The 21491-nt window shown below is 39.7% G+C and carries 13 protein-coding genes; 12 read left to right on the plus strand and 1 reads right to left on the minus strand.

Annotated features, from left to right (window positions below):
- The 5 genes from M901_RS09870 to M901_RS09885 all read left to right on the plus strand — a co-directional run.
- On the plus strand, window positions 1-706 hold a 706-nt coding region (locus tag M901_RS09870), incomplete at its 5' end, for a hypothetical protein (protein ID WP_021278058.1).
- Between the two features lie 6 nt (window positions 707-712).
- Window positions 713-835, plus strand: a complete 123-nt coding sequence (locus tag M901_RS18225; protein WP_255345240.1) for a hypothetical protein — start codon at window positions 713-715, stop codon at window positions 833-835.
- Complete coding sequence (locus tag M901_RS09875; RefSeq protein ID WP_021278061.1) at window positions 832-1881, plus strand: hypothetical protein; 1050 nt, start codon at window positions 832-834, stop codon at window positions 1879-1881. Before M901_RS18225 ends, M901_RS09875 begins: the two co-directional genes overlap by 4 nt.
- 180 nt (window positions 1882-2061) lie before the next feature.
- Complete coding sequence (locus M901_RS16525; RefSeq protein ID WP_021278064.1) at window positions 2062-2541, plus strand: DUF3015 family protein; 480 nt, start codon at window positions 2062-2064, stop codon at window positions 2539-2541.
- Between the two features lie 26 nt (window positions 2542-2567).
- On the plus strand, window positions 2568-4316 hold the full coding sequence (locus M901_RS09885; RefSeq protein ID WP_198295384.1) for a DUF4105 domain-containing protein: 1749 nt from the start codon (window positions 2568-2570) through the stop codon (window positions 4314-4316).
- A 55-nt stretch (window positions 4317-4371) separates the two neighbouring features.
- On the opposite strand, the gene secG is transcribed toward M901_RS09885, so the two are convergent.
- Window positions 4372-4719 (minus strand): preprotein translocase subunit SecG, encoded by a 348-nt coding sequence (gene secG, locus M901_RS16530; protein ID WP_053335852.1) that lies wholly within the window; start codon window positions 4717-4719, stop codon window positions 4372-4374.
- 193 nt (window positions 4720-4912) lie between these two features.
- Between secG and M901_RS09895 the strand changes: the two genes are divergently transcribed.
- The 7 genes from M901_RS09895 to M901_RS18415 all read left to right on the plus strand — a co-directional run.
- Window positions 4913-6454, plus strand: coding sequence for an FMN-binding glutamate synthase family protein (locus M901_RS09895; protein WP_021278066.1), 1542 nt, complete (start codon window positions 4913-4915; stop codon window positions 6452-6454).
- A 271-nt stretch (window positions 6455-6725) separates the two neighbouring features.
- Complete coding sequence (locus M901_RS09900) at window positions 6726-18320, plus strand: S-layer family protein (protein ID WP_157679945.1); 11595 nt, start codon at window positions 6726-6728, stop codon at window positions 18318-18320.
- A gap of 20 nt (window positions 18321-18340) precedes the next feature.
- Entirely contained in the window at window positions 18341-19453 is a 1113-nt protein-coding gene (locus M901_RS09905) for a hypothetical protein (protein ID WP_021278063.1), read from the plus strand.
- A 131-nt stretch (window positions 19454-19584) separates the two neighbouring features.
- Window positions 19585-20217, plus strand: coding sequence for a hypothetical protein (locus tag M901_RS09910; RefSeq protein WP_021278060.1), 633 nt, complete (start codon window positions 19585-19587; stop codon window positions 20215-20217).
- Complete coding sequence (locus M901_RS09915) at window positions 20218-20814, plus strand: Crp/Fnr family transcriptional regulator (protein ID WP_198295385.1); 597 nt, start codon at window positions 20218-20220, stop codon at window positions 20812-20814. It abuts the gene before it with no gap.
- A 54-nt stretch (window positions 20815-20868) separates the two neighbouring features.
- Window positions 20869-21339: a DMT family transporter gene (locus M901_RS09920; protein WP_021278067.1), complete on the plus strand. Its 471-nt coding sequence runs from the start codon at window positions 20869-20871 to the stop codon at window positions 21337-21339.
- Window positions 21323-21491, plus strand: a 169-nt coding sequence (locus tag M901_RS18415; RefSeq protein ID WP_021278065.1) for an arylamine N-acetyltransferase, incomplete at its 3' end; no start/stop codon positions are given. The genes M901_RS09920 and M901_RS18415, both read left to right, overlap by 17 nt.

The following is a 21491-nucleotide window of genomic DNA, read 5'->3' on the forward strand; positions in this document are numbered from 1 at the left end:
TATGGAAGAGTTAAGGAAGATCTCGGACGGTCTCGAGCTAGAAATAGAAAGTATCGTTTTAAATCGAAATATCGTTTTTAAGAAGTCACGAGGACAGATATTTATCAATCCTGTAATTGGTGCTGAGCATATTTTGGAGTTCTCTAAAAAGCATAAGACAGTAAATATGACTTTAACTAGAGACTTTGACCTCCACGCCTTAAGTTATTTCTATGGACCATTTCAAAACGGTGGTTACTTCTTCCAAGTTAGTTATCTTGATATGATGGAGAAGTTTAATAACTACTCTTGGTGGAAGTTTTATAAAGAACTTAAAGAGCACTTCCCAGAGACTCCTCTGAATATTCATGTTCAATTTGGAACATATTATTCATCGATAGAAATAGGAGAAAAGGGAATCTATCTTGGTTTTGAAACTGACGCGAACCCAGAGCTTTACACAGAGAAAATTTCTGAGTTTGTAGAGTTCCAAAAGTACCTTATAGGTTTTGAAAAATATGTGGAAACGACTGTTCAGAATGAAGTTCAAGAAAGCATTGAAGGTGTCGTGATTGATTTTCCTCGGTCAATTAGAATGCCTTTAAATCCTTATGAAGAGGTTAAAGATCACGATTATATTCCATTCTTTGAGGAACTCAGAAATACACCTGGGCTATTTTCTGAATTAATTATAAAGACTATTAATAAGTCTAACCAAAAAAATTAGAAAGTAATGTTTAGAGATTATGATGAAACAGACAGAACAGCTCGTGTTCAAGATGGAATCCTCTATATACCACTCTATAATATGAATATTCAGAACTACCGTGATTTATATGTGGTGGATATTCAATGAGGAAATTCTTTAAGAGTTTGATTCTTGCCATTATTTACTCTTCCTCTTTTGGACTGAGTAGTCCTCTATATCCTGAAGATGGCTCTCTTCCATTAAATAAGTGGTTCTACTCAGGTGGAACTTCTGGACCTAAAATCCCATCTGATATTCTTCATGATATTGAAAGTGCCTTTAGAGCAGAAGGCGTTGAGCCTATCGTTTTTAATAACTATGCTTGGATGCAGGATATACTCTTCACAAATCAACGTGGAGAATTTGTTGAGATGGCCAATTTACCAGCGAATGCGGATTATTTCAATGATGTGACGATGGGAGTATTTGAAAGTTATGGAAGTTATGGTGAGCTAACGAGAGTTAGCGGTAGTGACTTTCCTCCCTATAAAATGAAAGTCGAAAAATTAGAACTTACCTTCTTAGAAGGTGGGGCCACTATAACGGGTAAGTTTGAAAATGGTGAAGACTATATTCTTCTCAATGAAAGTCGATTGAAAGATCTTAATAATGCTCATAAAGATCTTATTGATAAAGATGCTTCTGTTGAAAGCACGAAGAGGTTTATTGCCGATGAGTTAAAAATTAAAACCTCGAATATCTTTATTATTCCGAGTCAATTAGGAGGAGAGCACCTGGACCTTTTCATTAAGGCGCTGCCAAATGGAGTGCTTCTTATTGATGATCCTTCTCTTCATCTTGAGGTGGCACAAAAGTACTTAGACAAAAACTCAAATATCTTAAAGAATATCAAATCCTATGCTGAACTGGATAGGTATCAGTGGAATAGAGAACGTTATCAAAAGAAGATTGATTTTTTAACAGAGTATTTAAGGCCAAGGTTTAAGGTCCATAAGGTCGCTGGCCGCTTCTTTCAGTTCTTTAAAAATATTCATGGTGTAGAAACATCGCAAGAGTTAATTAACTTCTTCAATGGAGTTTCTGGCATTAATCCAAAGGGGAGACCATTCTTTATAACAAATAGGGCAAATGATGCTCAGGGACTACAGACTTACTGGGTTGAGACTCTTAAAGTAATTTGGTTTTCAAACTGAAAATATTCACTTTCCAGGTATCTATAGTAATGGCTCTGGACTCGACTGTATGGGAACACCAAGTCTCTAATACTTACCTCATTAATACGTCTAAAACACTCAGGTTCTTTTATTAATTCCTACTAGTTGTATTTGTTTAAGCATGTACAATATCTATGGAGTCTGCATCAAGGAGGATTTATGCGCTCACTAATTTTAGCTCTTGTTACACTATTTTCTCTTTCTACATTTGCAAAAGATGGTTCATCTGGATGTGGACCAGGTTGGTTTATTATGAAGAAAAACTCTCTTGTTTCTTCTGCTCTTCGTGTAACGACAAATGGTATTCTCTTTCCATTCGTAACTCTTGGTATGACTTTTGGTACATCTAATTGTTCAAAGCATAGCATTGTTAAAACAGAGAAGAAGAGTCTTTACTTTGTAACTCAAAACTATTTTGAGCTCAAAGGTGATATGGCCAAGGGGAATGGTGATTTCTTAACGGCATACGCAAAGACGATTGGTTGCCAATCTCAAGATTACAAATACTTTTCTCAGAAGATGAAAGGTAAGTTTGATAAGGTTTTTAAAGATCAGGTTAATAACGAAGAAGTTCTTCTTGAAACATATAAGGTTATTTTGACAGACCCTGTTCTTGTTAAGTCTTGCTCTCTTTCTTAATTAAATATCTCATCATTATTTTATACATGCCTTGTCTACTACTTGCAGTAGATGAGGCATGGTTGCGTTTGCTCTACTACGAAAAAAGTGGAGATACTTATGAGAATAAGGCCTCTCACGACTTTTTCTTTGTCTCAAAAGAGGGACGAAGAAATCCCCATGCTGAAATTGAGGCTTCGTTAGAGGCGATTGAAAAAGAACTTCTTGTTGGAAAGCTAAAGAAACCTTTTCAATGTGCTTTTCCTGCACGATTTGATTATCTGAAAAAGAGATTTAAATTACTTAATAAAGAAGAAATTCACTGTCCCGAATTTGATGAATGGAAGAATGAGATAAATGCCCAAGAGGTTTTTCTCGTTTATGCTAGTAGTTATGTTTCTAATCCAGCTTCAATGTTTGGTCACTCATTTCTACGATTGTCACAAGGGGGAAGAGAAAGAAGTGATGCCCTTCTAGATTATAGTGTTGGCTTTATGGCCATTACTGATCCTAGAGATAGTAGTTTAATGTATTCTATTAAGGGAATTACAGGGCAATATCTTGGCTTCTTTGATATTAAACCTTTTTATATGCAAGTGGGACTTTACCAAAATGCTGAGGACCGAGACCTCTGGGAGTACCGACTTCCTTTAGATAAATTTGAAACGGAATATCTTATCAAGCACATGTGGGAAGTCTCAAGAAATACAGGATTTCCATACTATTTCTTTGATGAGAATTGTTCATACTACATATTAAGAATGATAGAAGCGATTAAGCCGAATTGGCATATAACGACTCATAAGAAATATCTCTTTGCGCATCCAATTGAAACATTAAAATGGATGGATCAGTCACAAGGAGTCTCAGACGTTAAGCAATTTCAAAGTATTAATAAAGTACTAAGAAAGAGAATTAGTCGTATGAGCTCTAAAGAAAGAAGTGATTTTAGAAAGGCCAAGACTGATCTGGCCACCTTGAGTAAGGTTCAGTCGGTTGAAGTTTTAGATGCACTCATCGACTTTTGGAAACATGAGAACTACGATAAGAATACGCAGCTATCTAAAACAGAAGCACAGCTAATGAATAAGACATTTGCTCTTAGAGCTCAATTAGATCAAAAAAGCTCCTTTGAACTTAAGTCGAATGAAATTAAAGACCAAGACCCTAGTCAATTTCATGATCCAAATAAACTGACAATACAGGCACTTTCTAGAAAGGGGAGACTTGCGAGTTCCTTAGATATTCATCTCGGGTATCACGGAAGAGCTGATAATCCTCTTGGTCATGATGACTATTCTTATATTGATTATCTCGGTTTGAAGTTGAGCTTCGATAAGCAAGTTCAAATTGATAGAATTAGACTTGTTGAAATAAATTCTCATGCCCCATTTGTTAGAGAGCTACCAAAGTTTAGTTGGAAAATTAAAGCCCTCTATGATGGAGAAAGAGTGATTCTTAAGCATCGAAACTTCTTGTTTGAGCCAGGTCTGGGATTAACATTCTTTATGGGGCGACAATTTGTTTACGGTTTTCTAAGTCTCGAAAATAGAATTCATCAAGAGGGGAGTCACTTAATACCAAAGTTAAATTTTGGGATGAAGAATATTTTCTCAAGTTTGGTACTGGTGAATGATTATGAGTTAAGGAGACGACATTCAAATCTTTTACATAGCTTTAAAAGCTCGCTCTTTTATTATCTTAAATCGAAGAATGGAATTGGCCTAAGGCTAGAGAATTTAGTTGGAGATGAATCAGTATTTGAAATAGGCCTAAATTACAGAATCTATTTTTAGTAAAAAAAAAGCCTCCGAGAAGGAGGCCTTTGTTATCATAAACTGTATTTCAAAATTATTGAGCTTTTGGAGCCTCTGGTTTCTTAGCTTCAACTGGAGTTCCCATTGCTTTTGGCTGGTCACTATTAAGTGGAGCTGCAACTGGAGTTTCTCCTTGAAGAAGAGACTTAGATTCTTTCCCCGATTGGATCTTCGCTAGTAGAAGACAGTTTCCAATGAAAAGAATTGAAAGAACGATTGTTACTTTTTGTAGAATATTTCCTTGTTGTGCACCTGTGAATACTGCTTCACTTGCGCCACCACCAAGTAGACCTGCCTCAGCTCCTTTACCGAATTGAGCAAGTACAGAGATAATAAGTAGAACTGAAATTACAGCGTGAAAAATCATTAAGCTGCTAACCATTGTCGCATTCCTTTTTCGCTAGTTTGATAATCAATAAGTTATAGCAAAGAAAATTCAATTTTGACAAGAAAATGAATTAGGTTTGCGTTAAGTTATTGATTTTCCGTCGAGTGTGAAGATCTCCTCAATATATTTTATGAACAGCGATAACCTTTTGGTTTAAAATACCCCCATACTCAACATGGAGATTAGAATGGGCCTATGGAATTGGATTAGTGAAAATCCTTACCTTGGTGGCGGTGCCATCATTTTACTAGTTCTTGTTTTACTATTTATTCATGATGTCTTCATCCAAAAGAAATACGCCATTCTTCATAACTTTCCTATCGTTGGTCACCTTCGCTACTTACTAACAATGGTTGGGCCCGAGATGCGTCAGTATTGGGTTGCTAATGATAAAGAAGAACAGCCCTTTAATCGTTCTGAACGAGAGTGGATATATGCTTCGGCCAATGATGGTAATAATACTTTTGGCTTTGGTACTAGTGAACTTATTTATAATATTGGATATCCCATAATTAAGAATGCTGGAATTCCTCTAGCTGATGAAAAGGCCTTTAAGCTGAAAGAAGACCCAACGGCTATTCCCTGTTTAAAAGTAATGGGTGAGAGACATGATCGTAAAAAGAAATTTCGTCCAAGATCAATTATTAATATTTCTGGGATGTCCTATGGCTCGTTAGGAATGAGAGCTATTAGTGCTCTGAATAAAGGTGCAGCTCTGGCCGGGTGCTACCACAATTCTGGAGAGGGGGGAGTAAGTGATTATCACCTTCTTGGGGGAGATGTGATGTGGCAAATAGGAACAGGTTACTTTGGTTGCCGTGATCACGAAGGAAATTTCTCTCTTGATATCTTAAAGTCTAAGACAGATAAGAACCCGAATATTAAAGCTATTGAGATAAAACTTTCTCAAGGAGCAAAGCCTGGAAAAGGTGGGATACTTCCTGGAACTAAAGTGACAGCAGAAATTTCACGAATTCGAGGAATCCCGCTTGGAAAGGATTGTATCTCGCCAAATTCTCATAAAGAGTTCACTAATGCTTCGGAGTTAATTGATTTTGTCGAAAGAGTCGCACAGAGCACAGGGCTGCCGGTTGGAATAAAAGCGGCAATAGGGCAGGAAGCTTTTTGGATAGAGCTTGCTAATTTAATGAAAGAGAGAAATGAAGGTCCTGACTTTATAACAGTTGATGGTGGAGAAGGTGGAACTGGAGCCGCTCCACTAACTTTTTCAGATCACGTTTCACTGCCTTTTAAAGTAGGTTTTTCGCGAGTCTATAAAATCTTTCAAGAAGTTGGAATTGCAAGAGACATTGTTTGGATCGGTTCAGGAAAATTAGGCTTTCCTGATAGAACTATTGTGGCGCTTACTATGGGTTGTGATATTGTCCATATTGCCAGAGAGGCCATGCTGAGTATTGGCTGTATTCAGGCTCAGAAATGTCACACTGGCCATTGTCCAGCAGGAATAGCGACTCAGAATAAGTGGCTAGAGGCAGGTGTTGATATTGATAAGAAGGCCAAGAACTTTAAGAATTATATCTATCATTATAGAAAAGAGCTTCTTCAGATTGCCCATGCCGCAGGATACGAACACCCATCACAATTTACTCCCGATGACATCGAATTTAGTTCCGGCGTAAATAGTTTTAGCTGTCTTGGGAAAATTCTTGGTTATTATAAAGAGCAGGAAGATTACAAGGGAATGGAGTACTATCTTAAGGATTGTTAACAATCTTTGGCATTTTTAGAATAACTCTTATTGAACAATTTTTCCTATTGGGTTTTATGTAAACTGATTGCATACGATCGCTTTCAACTTTTCTCTATAAATTCTCCTAATAAATTAAGGGCATTGAGGCTCAAATGTTAATGAATTTTGTCTTTTATTGGTGTATGCGAGTTGCGTCTGGCTAAAGTCTGGCCCTGTATCTATCTAATTTTAAATTAAAGTTAACCGAACAATAAATAAATGCTGTATGGAGGATGTCTTTTTGGAAGGGATGCAAAAAGCGATACTTTTACTTTCTTTATTAATTGGTTTGCTTGGTTGTAACTCAGAGATTGGGTTCGACCTTAAAGATCTTAGTTTTGAAGCGGTTGGGATTTCGACTGTTGATGGTGCCGATATGACAGAAGGCTCATCGAAGCAGTTTACGATATCTTTAAGCGGTGAAGTTTCATCGGATACGACTTTAAACTGGGAGATAAAGGGACTCAACCCAAGCTCAAACTTCTCTGCGAACACTGGGCAGGTATCAGTGGCGAAAGGGGAGAGTTCAGTAACGATTAATATTCAATCAACAGATGACTCTATTTACGAGGGAACTCAAAACTACGAAATTGTCGTCTCAAGTGGCTCAGAAGAAAAGTCTCATACATTCAGTGTTGCAGATAATGAAGCAGCACCTCAATTTCATTTTACGACAAATTCAGCGACAGTATCAGAAGCTGTTGGCTCACATATAATCAATGCAACTTTAGATCATCCTGTTGCTTATGATACGGTGGTAGACTTTTCTATTTCAGGCTCAGCTTTTAGCGCAGACCACGGCCTTACTTCAAACTCATTTACAATCCCAGCAGGTCAAACTTCATATAATTGGTCGGTACCAATTCAAAATGACTATGAAACTGAAGGGGTAGAAGTACTCAATATAGAAGTCGTCAATGTCGAGGCCAATGGATTAAATATTCCAATCGACACGGCAAATAAAGATTATGCTATAACAATCTCAGCTAATGATACGGCACCAACTCCTCCTACAAATTTTAATCTCAGTCATAGTGGCTCGGCGGATGGCTCCACCAATACACAGACTGTGGATATCACCCTCTCTGGAGGAAGCGCTCCGGCCAAAATTTGTATAAGTGAGACACAGGTTAGTAAACCTGTTTCGTCGTTAGAAGAATGTGTTGGAGGTTCTGGACCAGATAATGGTTGGCACACATCAATTCCTTCGACCTACGATGTCTCAAGCGGAGATGGGACAAAGACTGTCTATGTGTGGACGGCCGATGCCGACGGTGTTGTTTCTCAAACACCGATAACAGATACAGTAACTCTTGATTCAACAGCTCCAGTTGTGGCCATCACTTCGCCTTCTTCTGGTTCAACTGTGAATGCAGGGAACTTTAATAACTTCACTGTTTCTGGAACTTGTAGTGAGGACATTACAACAGTTCAGTATAGCGCAACTGGTGGTGATGCTGGAACGACAACATGTTCTGGGGGAACTTATTCTTTTGATATTGATTACACCTCAGCGGCAAATGGCGCTGTGTCTGTTGATATCACTCATATTGATGAAGCGGGAAATAGTGGAACTGAGACTCGTTCTTTTACAAAAAGTGTTGTGACAAGTGATCCAGCACTTTCTATAAAAGATCAATCGAGTAGTAGTTCAGCATTTACAAACTCAACTAATGTAAATCTTGATATTGTTAATGATGCAACAGTTGCAAAATGGTGTGTCTCTGAAACTCAGTCAGCACAGCCTGCGAATACATCAACTTGTGCTGGAAGTTCATGGGTTTCAGTCAAACCAACTTCTTGGAATTTTAGTGCAGGAGAGGGAAGTCGCTCTCTCTATGTTTGGGTTGCGGACTCTGGTGATACGATAAATCCAACAGCAGCTCAAGATTCAATTTCTTTAGACACAGTTAATCCAACTCTAAGTGACACTTCTGCAACACATACTGCGACTATGGCCAATCATACTGCTTTTACAATTCAAGGAAGCTGTAGTGAAAATGGACAGCCTGTTAAGCTTAGTGGTGATATTGTAAAAAATATTGCCTGTTCAGGTGGTAGCTGGAGCACTGTTGAAGATTTGAGTTCATTTTTAAATGGAACAATTAATATTACGGCAAACTTGAGTGATACTGCGGAAAATGCAGCGACTTCACTTCCTATCACTATCACGAAATCTGTATATTCTGCGGACCCTACAAGCTTAGCAGCTTCAGATTCAAGTGCAAATGCTGGTTACGCAAAGTCGACATCGGTTGATACGCTTACGATTGTTGATGATGCAAGTGCTACGAAGTGGTGTCTTTCTGAGTCTCAGAGTTCTCGACCAATGAGTACTTCAATGTGTTCGGGGAGTGCATGGGTTACGAGTGAGCCAACAACGACTATACTATCAGGTGGTGATGGTACAAAGACTCTTTATTTGTGGACGGCAGATGCCAATGATATTATTTCTCAAAATTCTGCCTCAACAACTATTACTCTTGATACTTCATTACCAACAGTCGCTATCTCAACTCCTGCTAGTGGAGATGATATCTTGTACGGAACTTATAAGAGTTTTAGTGTATCAGGGACATGTAGTGACGATACTCAAGTTGTAACTGTATCTAATGGGAGTGATACTCAAACTCCAAGTTGTACAGCGGGATCATTTAGTACAAATTTAGACTTCACTGCTCACTTGGCTCAAGCCACAGTTAATCTCACTTTTGATCATATCGATGCTGCTGGTAATACGGCCACTCAGAAAACTGTCTCTGTCGACATGAGTGTTGATATTGGAAATCCAACTCTAAGTTTAAATGATGATGCTCCGGCAAACACTGGTTATGCTTTAGACCAAAATATAAATCTCTCAATTGGTGCCGATGCCAATGCAACAAAATGGTGTGTTTCAGAATCTCAGGCTACTCAACCTCTCGGGACTGGTGCCGGAACATGTGGTGGAGGGAACTGGCTCACAGTTAAGCCTACAACATTTACGATAAGTGCTGGTGATGGAGTTAAAACAGTCTATCTTTGGATTGCAGATAATGACGATAATATGAGTTCTACAGCAATTAGTGCTTCAATTGAACTAGATACAGTCGCTCCAAGCTTAGCGATCTCAGCACCAAGTGCTGCTACTGTTATTGATTTAACCAACCATGACAGTTTTACATTGTCTGGAACATGTTCTGCGGTTGGAACAAATATTGAGTTCTCAAATGCTATTACTGCTAATACGACATGTAATGTGGGAGGGGTTTGGAGTTACACTTCTGATATGTCCGCAGTTGCCAATGGTTCAGTCACAATTGATATTGATCATAAAGATATTGCGGGGAACTCTGCAACCCAAGTGAGTCGAACGTGGACTAAGAATGCAACTATGCCTGATGCAACAATTAGCCTCGATGATCAGTCAAGTGGATCAACAACAGTAAGTAATTCACTAACTGTTGATGTGGTTATAGGAAATGATAGTAATGCTTCTAAATGGTGTTTATCTGAAACACAAAATACTCAACCAGCAAATACTTCGACATGTGCAGGATCTGCTTGGACAACGTCAAGACCAACAACTCATACTTTTACTGCTGGAGAGGGAAGCCGATCTCTTTATATCTGGGTAGCTGGACCAGGAGATCTTATAAATACAGGATCTTCAAGTGCTTCTATAACAATAGACACTGTCGCTCCTGTCATTGCATTTACAACGGCTGCGAATGCTGCTGTCTCATCAACAGGGACTTTAGCTGGAACATGTTCTGAGGATGGAAGCGTTGTGATTAGCGGTGATGTTGTGACTAAGAGTGTGACATGTTCTGGTGGAACATGGAGTGATAGCTTTGATTTTAGTGCTCAGGCAACGGGAAGTGTCACTGTTAATATTAATCAAACAGATGCCGCACAAAATGTGGCTACCCAGGTTAGCCGAAACTTTAATCGTGTGAATCTAATTCATTCACTGGCAGCCGATACAATTCGTTCGTATGATGTCGATATATCTTATGCTGTGACAAGTACTACTGATCTGAAGACATTTAAGTGGGCCATTGCTGAGGGTGCCACTGCGCCGTCAAATTGTAGTAGTGGGTCAGACTTTTCAAATACAAATGTTACACAGAATATATATGGACTAAAATCTTCAACTCAGTATTCACTGACAATCTGTTATATAAATAATTCAGATGCTGAAGTTGAAAATACTTCCGTAACGTTTACAACCTCATTTGGTAACTCTGCTGGAACATCTCTTGTATGTTCTGGTGGTGGTATGGTGAATACAACTTGTTATGTAAATGACGCTCAGGTATTTGCAAATAACTCTACAATATATATCCCAGGGAACTTAGTTATTCAGTCTGGAGGTATATTAAGTACCGCTAGAACAGAAGCTATTGATATTGATGTTGTCGGAAACCTAACAATCGAATCAGGTGGAAGTATTTCAGCAAACTTGTCGATGCTATCGGCAAGTACATTAGATATTCAATCTGGTGGTGAAATCAATGTGACAAATCTTGGGTATGCTGGAAGTACTGCTGGTGGAAACGGAAATGGACCTTCTCCTGGTACGGGGGGAGCTCTTGGAAATAATGGCGGTGGTGGTGGTGCCGGTCACGCTGGAACTGGTGGTGATGGTCAAGGAACTGCTGTGGGTGGTTCAACAATTTATGGGTCTTTAACGTCTCCCGTAGATTTTGGATCAGGTGCAGGTGGTAATAGTTATGGAACTGATAGAAATGGTGGTTCTGGAGCTGGTGCTGTTAAAATTGATGTAACAAGTTTAATCGTCGATGGGACTATCAATGCCGCTGGTAATAATGGTTACGCCGGGTCTAATGAAGCCGGTGGTGGTGGAGCAGGTGGTTCAATCTGGATTCAAGTTGATAATTCTTTTTCTGGGACAGGAACAATTACTGTTAAGGGTGGAGAGTCTGGTCACACATATAATAAAGGTGGTTCGGGCTCTGGTGGACGTTTAGCCTTCTATCAAGAAAGTGGAACTCACTCTTTCTCAGGTTCAATAAATGTCCTTGGAGGAAGCAATAAGATTAATGGTGGAACAGGAACATTCTATCAAAATATGGGGACTGCTGAAATTTGTGATTCAGGAGATTATGCGACAACTTGTACGATTTCGACAGTTAAGAATGTTGCTTCAACGACAACTTTTAATTTTAATAATTTAACTATTTCTGGGACAGGGCAATTAATTATTCATGGGTCTGATACTAGTGGATCAATTAATACTACAGGTGACCTCTTAATTAGTTCTGGTGGTCAAATCAAGTATGAAGTTCCTGAGCTTAAGACTTCAATATCAGTTGGTGGAACTCTAACTGTTGAAAATAGCTCTGTGATTAGAGGAAATTTTTCAAATATTTCTGCCACTACTGTTGATATCAAAACTGGTGGACTCATCTCTGCTGATGAACTTGGTTTTGAAAGAGGTGAAGGTTGTATGGCCGGTGGTGGTGATTCACCTGGTTTATACCAATACGGAACAAGTGTTGGTGGCGGTGGTGGAGCACACGGTGGAATTGGTGGAAATGGTACAGTTTCAGGTGGAACAACAACATATGGATCTACTACAGAGCCTGTCACTTTTGGTTCTGGTGGTGGAGGTGCCTGCTATAACAATATTAATAGACTGGCCGGTGCAGGTGGTGGTGCCATTAAAATCACTGCTGATTCTATTATAAACAACGGAACGATTTCTGCTGTTGGTGGAACTGGGGTTAGTGCTTCAAGTGAAACAAGTGGTGGTGGTGCCGGTGGATCAATTTGGTTAGTTGCTACAAATAATTTTTCTGGAAATGGGTCATTAAATGCTTCAGGTGGAAGTGCCGGAGCTTCTAATGGTGGTTCTGGTGGAGGTGGACGTGTCTCTGTTAAAGTCGTAACGGCGAGCTCTAGCTTTACTGGAACAGTTAATGTCGCAGCTGGAGGAGTTGGTAATTCTGGAGGAAGTGGAACATATAATCTTGCAGAAATTGTTTATCCTCAAATTGATACTATTGCTCCTGTCATTGTTCAGGCCGGGACATCTATTCCAACTGTTGACGCTAATGATGGTGGAGATGACTTCTCTGGAACTCCATTAGCATTAACTTATAGCTGTTATTATGATTCAGTGATAGACGGTTCTGTTGCAAGTACAACTCTTTGTACTACTCTGACGGGATTAACATTTAATACTTCAACTGGTGTTCTTGATTGGTCAACATCTGTTGGTGATAAGGACGACTATGAATTTAAAGTCTCTGCGACTGATGGAAGTTTTTCTGATGATGAGATTTTTATTGTTTCTTTGAATGATAGTAATGCCAATATCGTATTGTCGACATCGGCAAATAGGAATATGGATATCACGAATGGTGTCACACCTGGATCATCTGTAACGTTAACGGCAACAAATGGCTGTACGACAACAACCGGTACGCTACAAACGCCAGTTCTAACGGGAGACTCTTCCAACTTCGAGATCGTTACAGATAATTGTACCGGAGTCACTTTAGCTCTTAATCAAAGCTGTACAGTCGTATTAAGACCAATTGCATATGTTGATGCAACATATACAGCAAATATATCAATATCTGATGGAAGTATTACTTCGAATAACTCTCTCTTAACTGGGACTGCTTCTGGAATCATCCCTGTCTCTGATACTATTTGTACTGGTGGCGGAACAATCAATACAACATGTAATATAAATGATGTTCAAGCATTTTCAAATAATGCAGTAATCAATATCCCTGGAAATCTCGTCCTACAAAGTGGGGGAAGTCTTACAACAAGCTCTACTGAGGCCATTACAATTAATGTTGGTGGGTCTATGACGATAGAGTCGGGTGGAAGTATTGTTGGTAACCTGAAAAGACTTAATGCCGACACTCTTGATATTCAAAGTGGTGGATCTATTAATGCTTCGTCTAAGGGATATGCAGGAGGAACAAGTTCTTCAGTTCATGGCTTAGGGCAATCTGGAGGAACAAGTCACGGAGATAGAGCTGGTGGTGCTGGGCACGCTTCTGTAGGGATTAATTCAGATGCTTCTGGTGGTACTGTTATTTATGGAAGTAAGGAAAGTCCGGTAGATTATGGTTCTGGAGGTGGATACGGTAACTCTAGAGTTGGTGGAGCCGGTGGTGGTATTGTTAGAATTGATGTCAATAATCTCACTGTTAATGGATCGATTTCTGCCAATGCCGGAAATGGAAGTTATGCACACAACTACAAAGGTAGTGGTGGTGGTTCAGGAGGATCTATCTGGATTACAGCTAAGAACTCTCTGTCGGGTAATGGTCCCATTAGTGCAAAAGGTGGCTACGGTGGAAATAAGCTAGGAAATGGTGCTGGTTCAGGAAGTGGTGGACGAATTGCTATACACCTTGAAAATAATAAGTATGACTATGATGGAACAGTCGATGTTTCTGGTGGTGTTGGTGTTAGACCAGCAGATGAGGGAACTTTCTATCTCGCTCTAAGTACCATTGATCAAATCTGTGATAGTGGAGATTTCAACTTAACATGTACAATCAGTAAAGTGAAACGCTTTGGAGATAGCTTTTCAATTACAAAAGGAAATCTCATTGTAGATGGAACTGGAGGCCTCATCGCCGAAGGTAAGAATACAACTTTTAGTATTAATACAACTGGTGATATTTCAATTCTTGCGGGGGGAAGCATTCAGCTCACAAGATATGAACAAGTCATCCACCCATTTGATGCCGGTAATGTTGTTATTGCAGGAACATTAAAAGGAAACTTAACAGATGCTAATTTTACAAGTTTAGACCTACAGTCAGGGGCTTCTATAACTGCTGCTTCACTAGGGTATATTGGTGGTCGACTTCACACATATACTGGTTCTGGAACATCTCCTGGTATTGGTCATAGTTCTAGGGCCGGTGGTGGTGCTCATGCCTCTGTTGGTGTAAATGCTGACTCTTCTGGTGGAACAACTCCTTATGGTAGCAAGACAGCGCCAGTAACATTTGGTTCTGGTGGTGGTAATGCATCATACGTCTATGGTGGTTCTGGTGGTGGTGCTATTAAAATTAGTGCCGACACAATGATTCTAAATGGTACGTTGAGTGCAAATGGTGGAAATGGAAACTATTATAATAATTATACCGGTAGTGGTGGTGGAGCTGGTGGCTCGATCTGGCTTAACGCAACTAATTCTATAACTGGTTCTGGAACAATTTCTGCCAATGGTGGGGTTGCAGGAAATAAGTTAAATAATGGTGGTGGATCAGGTAGTGGTGGTAGAATTGCTATCTATCAAACGAATAATACATATGGTTTTGTGGGAAGTGTAACAGTTTCTGGTGGAGGTGGAGTGAGACCTGCGCTAGGTGGTACCTTCTATCTCGGACTAACTTCTAGTAATCAACTTTGTGATACAGGAGATTTAAATACTACTTGTACTATTAGTGGAACAAAATCAATTGGTGATAATATTTCAATTGCTGGTACGGGGAATCTTATCATTGATGCGACTGGTGGAATAACTGGTCTGGGCAATGAAACATCCCTGGCAATTAATATGACTGGGGATATGACAATTGCGGCAGGTGGAAGCCTGACAATGCAAGCTAAGAGAAATATTTCAAACTTAGTTGTAGATGATTTAATTATCAATGGTTCATGGACAGCGAACTTAGTTAACTCAACAATTCAGAACTTTACTTTAACGGGAACGATGTCGGCAAATTCTCTCGGTTGGAGAGGTGGTACTGCAGAAGGTAATGGTGAAGGCCCTTCTCCTGGACTCTATGATTCTGATAATGATGCCGGAGGTGGTGCTCACGGTGGTTTAGGTGGAGACGGAGATGCCGGTACAGGTGGTTCTCCTACTTATGGTAGTGACACGGCTCCTGTGACTTGGGGGTCTGGTGGTGGAGCAGCCGTCAGGTATAAAGGGGGTCACGGAGGTGGAGCCTTAAAAGTTAATGTTGCTAATACACTTAATTTAAATGGGACAATCAGTGCAAATGGTGGAAATGCCTCAGGTGGTTCAAGCGACCAAGGTGGTGGTGGAGCCGGAGGTTCTGTATGGATTATAGCGAATTCTATAACAGGTAGTGGAAGTGTAACGGCTAATGGTGGTAGTGGTTATAGTGGTGCTGGTGGAGCCGGTGGTGGAGGTAGAGTTTATATTGACACTTACTCTCTTAATTATACCGGAACAATTACGGCGAATGGGAATACTTCTGGAACTAACGCTGGCCAAAATGGAACGGCCATCGTTTCTATTGATCCTAATTCCCTATGTGACTCTGGAACTTTGAGTACAACTTGTATTTCTAGTACTGCGAAAATAATGAATGCAATTAATGTTCCTGGAACACTTATTGTTCAATCCGCTTTAAAGATGATTGGAAATAATACTTTATTAGATATCGATACAAATTTAACTATTGAGTCTGGTGGATCAATTGAGCCTCTTAGTTCTCGTGAGTATTTAAATATTGATGTCGCAGGAATCGTTGATATACAGGCCGGAGGAACAATTACTGGTAATATCTCAAGTTTCCTTGCCAATAGTATGACTGTAGCAGGAGATATTTCTGCAAATGGGTTAGGGCATCTCGGTGGTGAAGGTACCGGAACTGCTCCTCCTCAGACTTATCTTGAATCTGGTGGTGGTGCATATGGTGGTGCCGGAGGTTGGTCTGCACTTGATGAACCACCTGGAACAACAACTTATGGAAGTGAGACAAATCCAGTTGATTTTGGTTCTGGTGGTGGTTACTTAGATAGTACCCGTGGTGGTTCTGGTGGAGGTGCCATCAAAATTACGGTGACTAATGGTCTTGCCCTAACTGGTAATATTACGGCAAATGGATCTGATGGGCCTTCAAGTGGTTTAGGTGGAGGAGCAGGTGGCTCAATCTGGTTAAGTGCTGGAACAATGACTGGAAGTGGAACTGCTTCTGTTACCGGAGGACTAGGTGCAAATAATGGCGGAGGTACCGGTGGTGGTTCTGGTGGAGGTGGTCGAATTGCTGTCCACACAACGAGTGACTATGATTTCTTAGGAAGCCTGTCTGCTTTAGGTGGGACGAGTTCGTCTCGTCGTGGACAGAATGGAAAACCTGGAACCGTTTATATTAATGTTCCTAATGATGCCTACTGTGATAGTGGAAATTCAACTACTGCATGTACAATTTCTTCAAGTAAAACAATTGGTAGTATCACAACAAGTGGTGATTTAACTCTATCTTCTTCAGCATCAATTGCAAGTGGTGCGACAATTACTGTCGGTGGAAATCTCACGCTTACAGCAGGAACAATTCTAAGTGCTGTAGACAGAGAGTTAATTACAATTAATGTTGCTGGTGACACAGATATTCAAGCTGGTGCACAGATCAAGGCAAATATCGCAGACTTTACAAGTGATAATATGATTCTTGCAGGAACGATTGATGCAACTGGAATAGGGCATCAACCTGGCGGTATGAGAAGAGCTGGTGAAGGTCCTGGTGGATCAACTGGTGCGGCCAATGGTGGTCGTGGTGGAGCTAGTTATGGTTCTCTTGGTGGAATCGGGCAAACAAGTGCTGCTGGGCGAGGTAGTACTTATGGAAGTGAAACAAACCCAACTGATTTCGGATCAGCTGGTGGATCCAATTCTTCTAATAAGGGTGCCGCTGGTGGTGGAGCCATTAAACTTACAATTACGAATAAGCTTACTTTTAGTGGGGCAGTTAAAGTTAATGGATTGAGTGGAGTTAGTGCCACACAGGGATCGGCTTCTGGTTCAGGTGGATCTATTTTAATCTCAACAGGTGAGATAACTGGAGAGGGAACACTTGAATCTTATGGAGGTAATGGTGGTTATCCTAATGGTGGTTCCGGTGGAGCTGGTAGAATCGCCCTCTATGTTACTGATTCAAGTAAAGTTTATGACTATGGTGGACATGTCGATTTTATTAATAGTGATGATGGAATTGAAGAAGGTACTTTTTATCTCTCTCTAGCCTCTAATGACACTATTTGTGACTCGGGAACACTTGCCACGACATGTACTATTTCGAGTAGTAAAACTCTTGGCTCTACTTACAATTTTACCGGAGCAAATGTAGCGATAAATACAAGTTCAAACTTTAATATTTATGGATCTACTGCAGCCATCTCTTTTAATCTCACAGGGACATTTAACCTTGGAGCTGGCTCTAGTATTAATTCTCAAGCTCAAGAGCTAGCACAACTTCACGCTGGTGGTGATATAACATTAGATGGAGATATCTATGTTGGCCTGCCAGATGTTTATACAACAGGAAGTATCTTTGTTAATGGAGTTATTAATACAGATGGAAAAGGTGAGTTAGCTGGTAGCTATAATGGTGATGGAAAAGGAACAGGTTATGGTGGAGGTGGTTATAGTGTCGCCTATGCTGGTTCACATGGTGGACTAGGAGGAAGGTCTCCTTCTTCTACATACGGAACGGCAGTCTCTCCAAATGAAAAAGGTTCTGGTGGTGGTTCCGGTAATGCTGGAAACGGTGGATCTGGTGGAGGACGAGTCAAACTTGTCGCGGATGTCGATATTAATATTAGTGGGGCCATTAGTGCTAATGGTGATCCTGCTGAAAAAAGTGCTCTTGGTTGTGGGGCCGGTGGATCAATCTTGATTGATGCAGGAGGAAGCTGTTTAGGTACAGCGAACTTATCAGCAGATGGAGGGTCTCATACAGGTGCAAATAGCTCTGGAGGGGGAGGAGGAAGAATTCATATGAGTTGTCCTACAAACTCTTGGACTGGAGTTATGAGCGTTGCAGGCGGTAATGGTTATAGCTCATATGATGGTGATCCTGGAACAATTGAGACTTCATTGATTCCATAAACTTCCGATAAGAAGTATTGATGTTGAAGAAAATATTTTTAACATTCATTACTTTAGGAAACCTGTCAGCTTTTGCCTGTGTTGGAGATCCGTGTTTCCAAATCAGTGAAAAGGTTAACAAGTTAGGAAGAGAGCTATCACAAGGGTTAAATCTCTATGTGAAGAATGAGCTCTCAGGTCTTAAGGTAAGTGATGAAGAAGCACTTGAAAGAGCGATCAGGCTTAATCAAATCTATCACATGAATAGAACAAATGAAGATATTGTAAATGATCTTCTTTGTAATGTTCCCTATCAACATCCTAAGAAAGTTGCCCGACATAAGGTTGATAAGAAAGTCTATATTCGTGCTCAGCAAGAAACTCAAGAATGCAACTTTTCAAAACTACTTAGTAGTGGAATTCAAAGTGAAGAGGAATTTGTTAAGGCCATAAGACAAATGAATTTTAATCCCTGTTGTATTCCAAAAATGTCATTAAACTCAATTTCATCTACAGATAAGAATATTAGAGGATTCTCTGTTGGGTATGAGGCCGGTGGTGGAGCAGGTCCTTTCGGTGTTGACCTTGGTCGTGAAGTTGTCTTTATTCAAACATCAGAAAATGAAATGGATATTGCGGTAATTGAGTATAAAGGAATAGAGACATCAGTAGGGCTTCCCTACGGTATCAGTACAACTCAAAGTATCTTGACGGGAAATTGTGAAAAGATTGATGACTATCTTGGAGTCTTCTCTGGCTTTGATTTTGGTGGGATTCAATTTAATACAGGACTTGATAAATCTTCCTTTAATCCAACCAAGAAAGCTACGGGCTGTAATTCGGAGGCCATTATTTCTGGTGCCACGACAGACCTTGTTGGGGTTAATGAGAATCGTTATTCACTGGCATCGAGCGTCGTAAGGGTGAAGGGACCAGGGATAAAAAAAATGCTTGAATTTTTCAAGCGCACTAACACGAGGGCTATCAATAGAAGAAAGGGTCTTGACGCTCATATGGGAAGTATAGAATATCTCGTTAAAGACTTTAAACGTCGAATCTCTGGTGGAGATAATTTCTTTAATGATCCTGCGCTTTCAAGTTGTAGTTACTCCCTTGATCATCAGCTCAAGGACTTTGCCTCAATTGACCATTAGCTTATTTCTTAAATCAGTGTCTAAATATTAGACATTTCTCAACAAAACATTCTTTGTAACTCATTGGTTTCTCAATCTTTAGTCTGGCATTATTTTTGCTTATAAATAGCTAAAAATAAAAAAGGACGATCATGAAAAGGTTTATCTTAGCTCTTGCGCTTATTGGCTCCATTCATTCTCAGGCTTCAGGGTTATTCGCTGACGGCTTTCAACCTTCAAACTGGGGAGAGGCCATTTCACATGTTGGAAATAGAATAAGATCTGCTCATTCTGGTGGAAGTGGTAATGTTGATGTTTCGGCGCTTGGGAAAATGACAACAGAGCAATGGGAATCCAAGTATATGTATATTCACAGCGATGAATCTTTAAAGGAGAATGATCCTAGAAAAGAGGTTCTTGCTGAATACGAAGAGCTGCAACAAGAAATATTTGCACTCGAGTTTAACGAAAAGAGAAGAGAAGAAATTCTCGATAAAATCGAGACGGAAATTGGAGATTTAGAGAGGAGAATTTCTAAAGGATTACATTATTACTATAATATGGACGATGATGCTTGTATTATAAAGTGCCATAACAATAGTGATTTTCAAACGATTTCATGTCTACGAAAAGAAGTTGAAAAGCGAGTCAATGAATGTGAGACATATTCAGTGGCCAATCCTTATAAGTACTATTGCAATCATGACGCAAAAAAAGGATTTAGGGCCTGTTATGACGATGGATGGGATTTCCAGACTTGTCAGGCAGACTGCTTAAATAGATAAATGATGAATAAAGCTTACGACCATCTCAGGGTGATAATGAATAATTATCACCCCATATCAGACCAATGCTTCGAGGCCCTCAAGGCAATTTCTACTGTTAGAGAATTTAAAAAGAATCAGCAACTCATAAGAATGGGAGAGATACCAAAGAAGTACTATTTTCTCCATCTAGGATTAATACGTGCCTTCACGCTAAATTCCCACGACCACTCAAAGGAAGTCAATAAGGCCTTCTTTGAAGAGGGAAGGTTCCCGGCAAGTGTTATCGCTAGTTTAAAGCAAGTTGAATCTGAGATCTGTCTTGAGGCCTTGGAAGACTCCCTTGTTATTGAATTTGACCATTCTGGTTTTAGAGGGCTTCTTGATAAGTATGAAGATCTCAAGTGGTACCATATCAAATACCTTGAAAAACATTGGGTAATGGAAAAAGAGCCTTTTGAAATATCTTTGATTGGAGGAGAGGCAAAGCAACGTTACTTAGATTTTCTCGAAAATTATCCGGGACTTAGTGATAGATTACCTCTTTATCATATTGCATCTCGACTTGGGATTACTGCGACTCAATTGAGCAGAATTAGAAATTCGTTAAAAAAATAGCGTCTCTCAACATATGTAAAGGAGACTTAAGTTTGATTGTTCTAAGATAAGGACATGAAAAACTTATTACTCATTTTCTTATCGTTCTTTGCTGGTGCCGCCATACTCATCCAGAGTAGCTTAAGTGGGCAATTAGCAAAACAAATTGGAAGCCCTTATCTTTCTTCTCTTGCACTTTATTTCATGAGCACTATCTTTATGGGAATCATTATTATGGCCTTCCGTGTTCCACTGCCAACTGCTGAGAGCTGTGGAAAAGTTCCAACGCACTTGTGGTTTATTGGAAGTATGTGCAGTGTTATTGGTTTAACTCTTGTCTACTGGCTAATGCCAATTCTTGGAGTTTCAAAAGTACTAGCTGGGATCGTTGCTGGCCAAGTGATTATGGCAACTTTCGTAAGTCATTATGGACTTTTTGAAATGCCAGTAGTGGAGATTAATATTGAGAGAATTTTTGGGGTTCTTTTTTTAATTATTGGAGTTATTCTTATCAACGGAGGATTTTTTAGTGAAAGAATTAAATGAACTCATCGAAAGTTATCTACTAAATAATACGTTTAACAATATTCAAATCTTGTTAACGAATAGAGAAATCTTAAAACTAGATGAAGATAGTCTTGATAAGAAGATTGAGAGAGAAAAGAAAGGTGGTTACTGTTTTGAACATAATCAACACT

Origin of the sequence: Bacteriovorax sp. DB6_IX (assembly GCF_000447775.1) — a bacterium.
Classification (GTDB): domain Bacteria; phylum Bdellovibrionota; class Bacteriovoracia; order Bacteriovoracales; family Bacteriovoracaceae; genus Halobacteriovorax_A.

Excerpts from the sequence above, each read along its gene's own strand:
- M901_RS18225 (WP_255345240.1), top strand. The coding sequence starts at position 713 with ATGTTTAGAGATTATGATGAAACAGACAGAACAGCTCGTGTTCAAGAT.
- M901_RS09875 (WP_021278061.1), top strand. The coding sequence starts at position 832 with ATGAGGAAATTCTTTAAGAGTTTGATTCTTGCCATTATTTACTCTTCC.
- M901_RS16525 (WP_021278064.1), top strand. The coding sequence starts at position 2,062 with ATGCGCTCACTAATTTTAGCTCTTGTTACACTATTTTCTCTTTCTACA.
- M901_RS09885 (WP_198295384.1), top strand. The coding sequence starts at position 2,568 with ATGCCTTGTCTACTACTTGCAGTAGATGAGGCATGGTTGCGTTTGCTC.
- secG (WP_053335852.1), bottom strand. The coding sequence starts at position 4,719 with ATGGTTAGCAGCTTAATGATTTTTCACGCTGTAATTTCAGTTCTACTT.
- M901_RS09895 (WP_021278066.1), top strand. The coding sequence starts at position 4,913 with ATGGGCCTATGGAATTGGATTAGTGAAAATCCTTACCTTGGTGGCGGT.
- M901_RS09900 (WP_157679945.1), top strand. The coding sequence starts at position 6,726 with ATGCAAAAAGCGATACTTTTACTTTCTTTATTAATTGGTTTGCTTGGT.
- M901_RS09905 (WP_021278063.1), top strand. The coding sequence starts at position 18,341 with ATGTTGAAGAAAATATTTTTAACATTCATTACTTTAGGAAACCTGTCA.
- M901_RS09910 (WP_021278060.1), top strand. The coding sequence starts at position 19,585 with ATGAAAAGGTTTATCTTAGCTCTTGCGCTTATTGGCTCCATTCATTCT.
- M901_RS09915 (WP_198295385.1), top strand. The coding sequence starts at position 20,218 with ATGATGAATAAAGCTTACGACCATCTCAGGGTGATAATGAATAATTAT.
- M901_RS09920 (WP_021278067.1), top strand. The coding sequence starts at position 20,869 with ATGAAAAACTTATTACTCATTTTCTTATCGTTCTTTGCTGGTGCCGCC.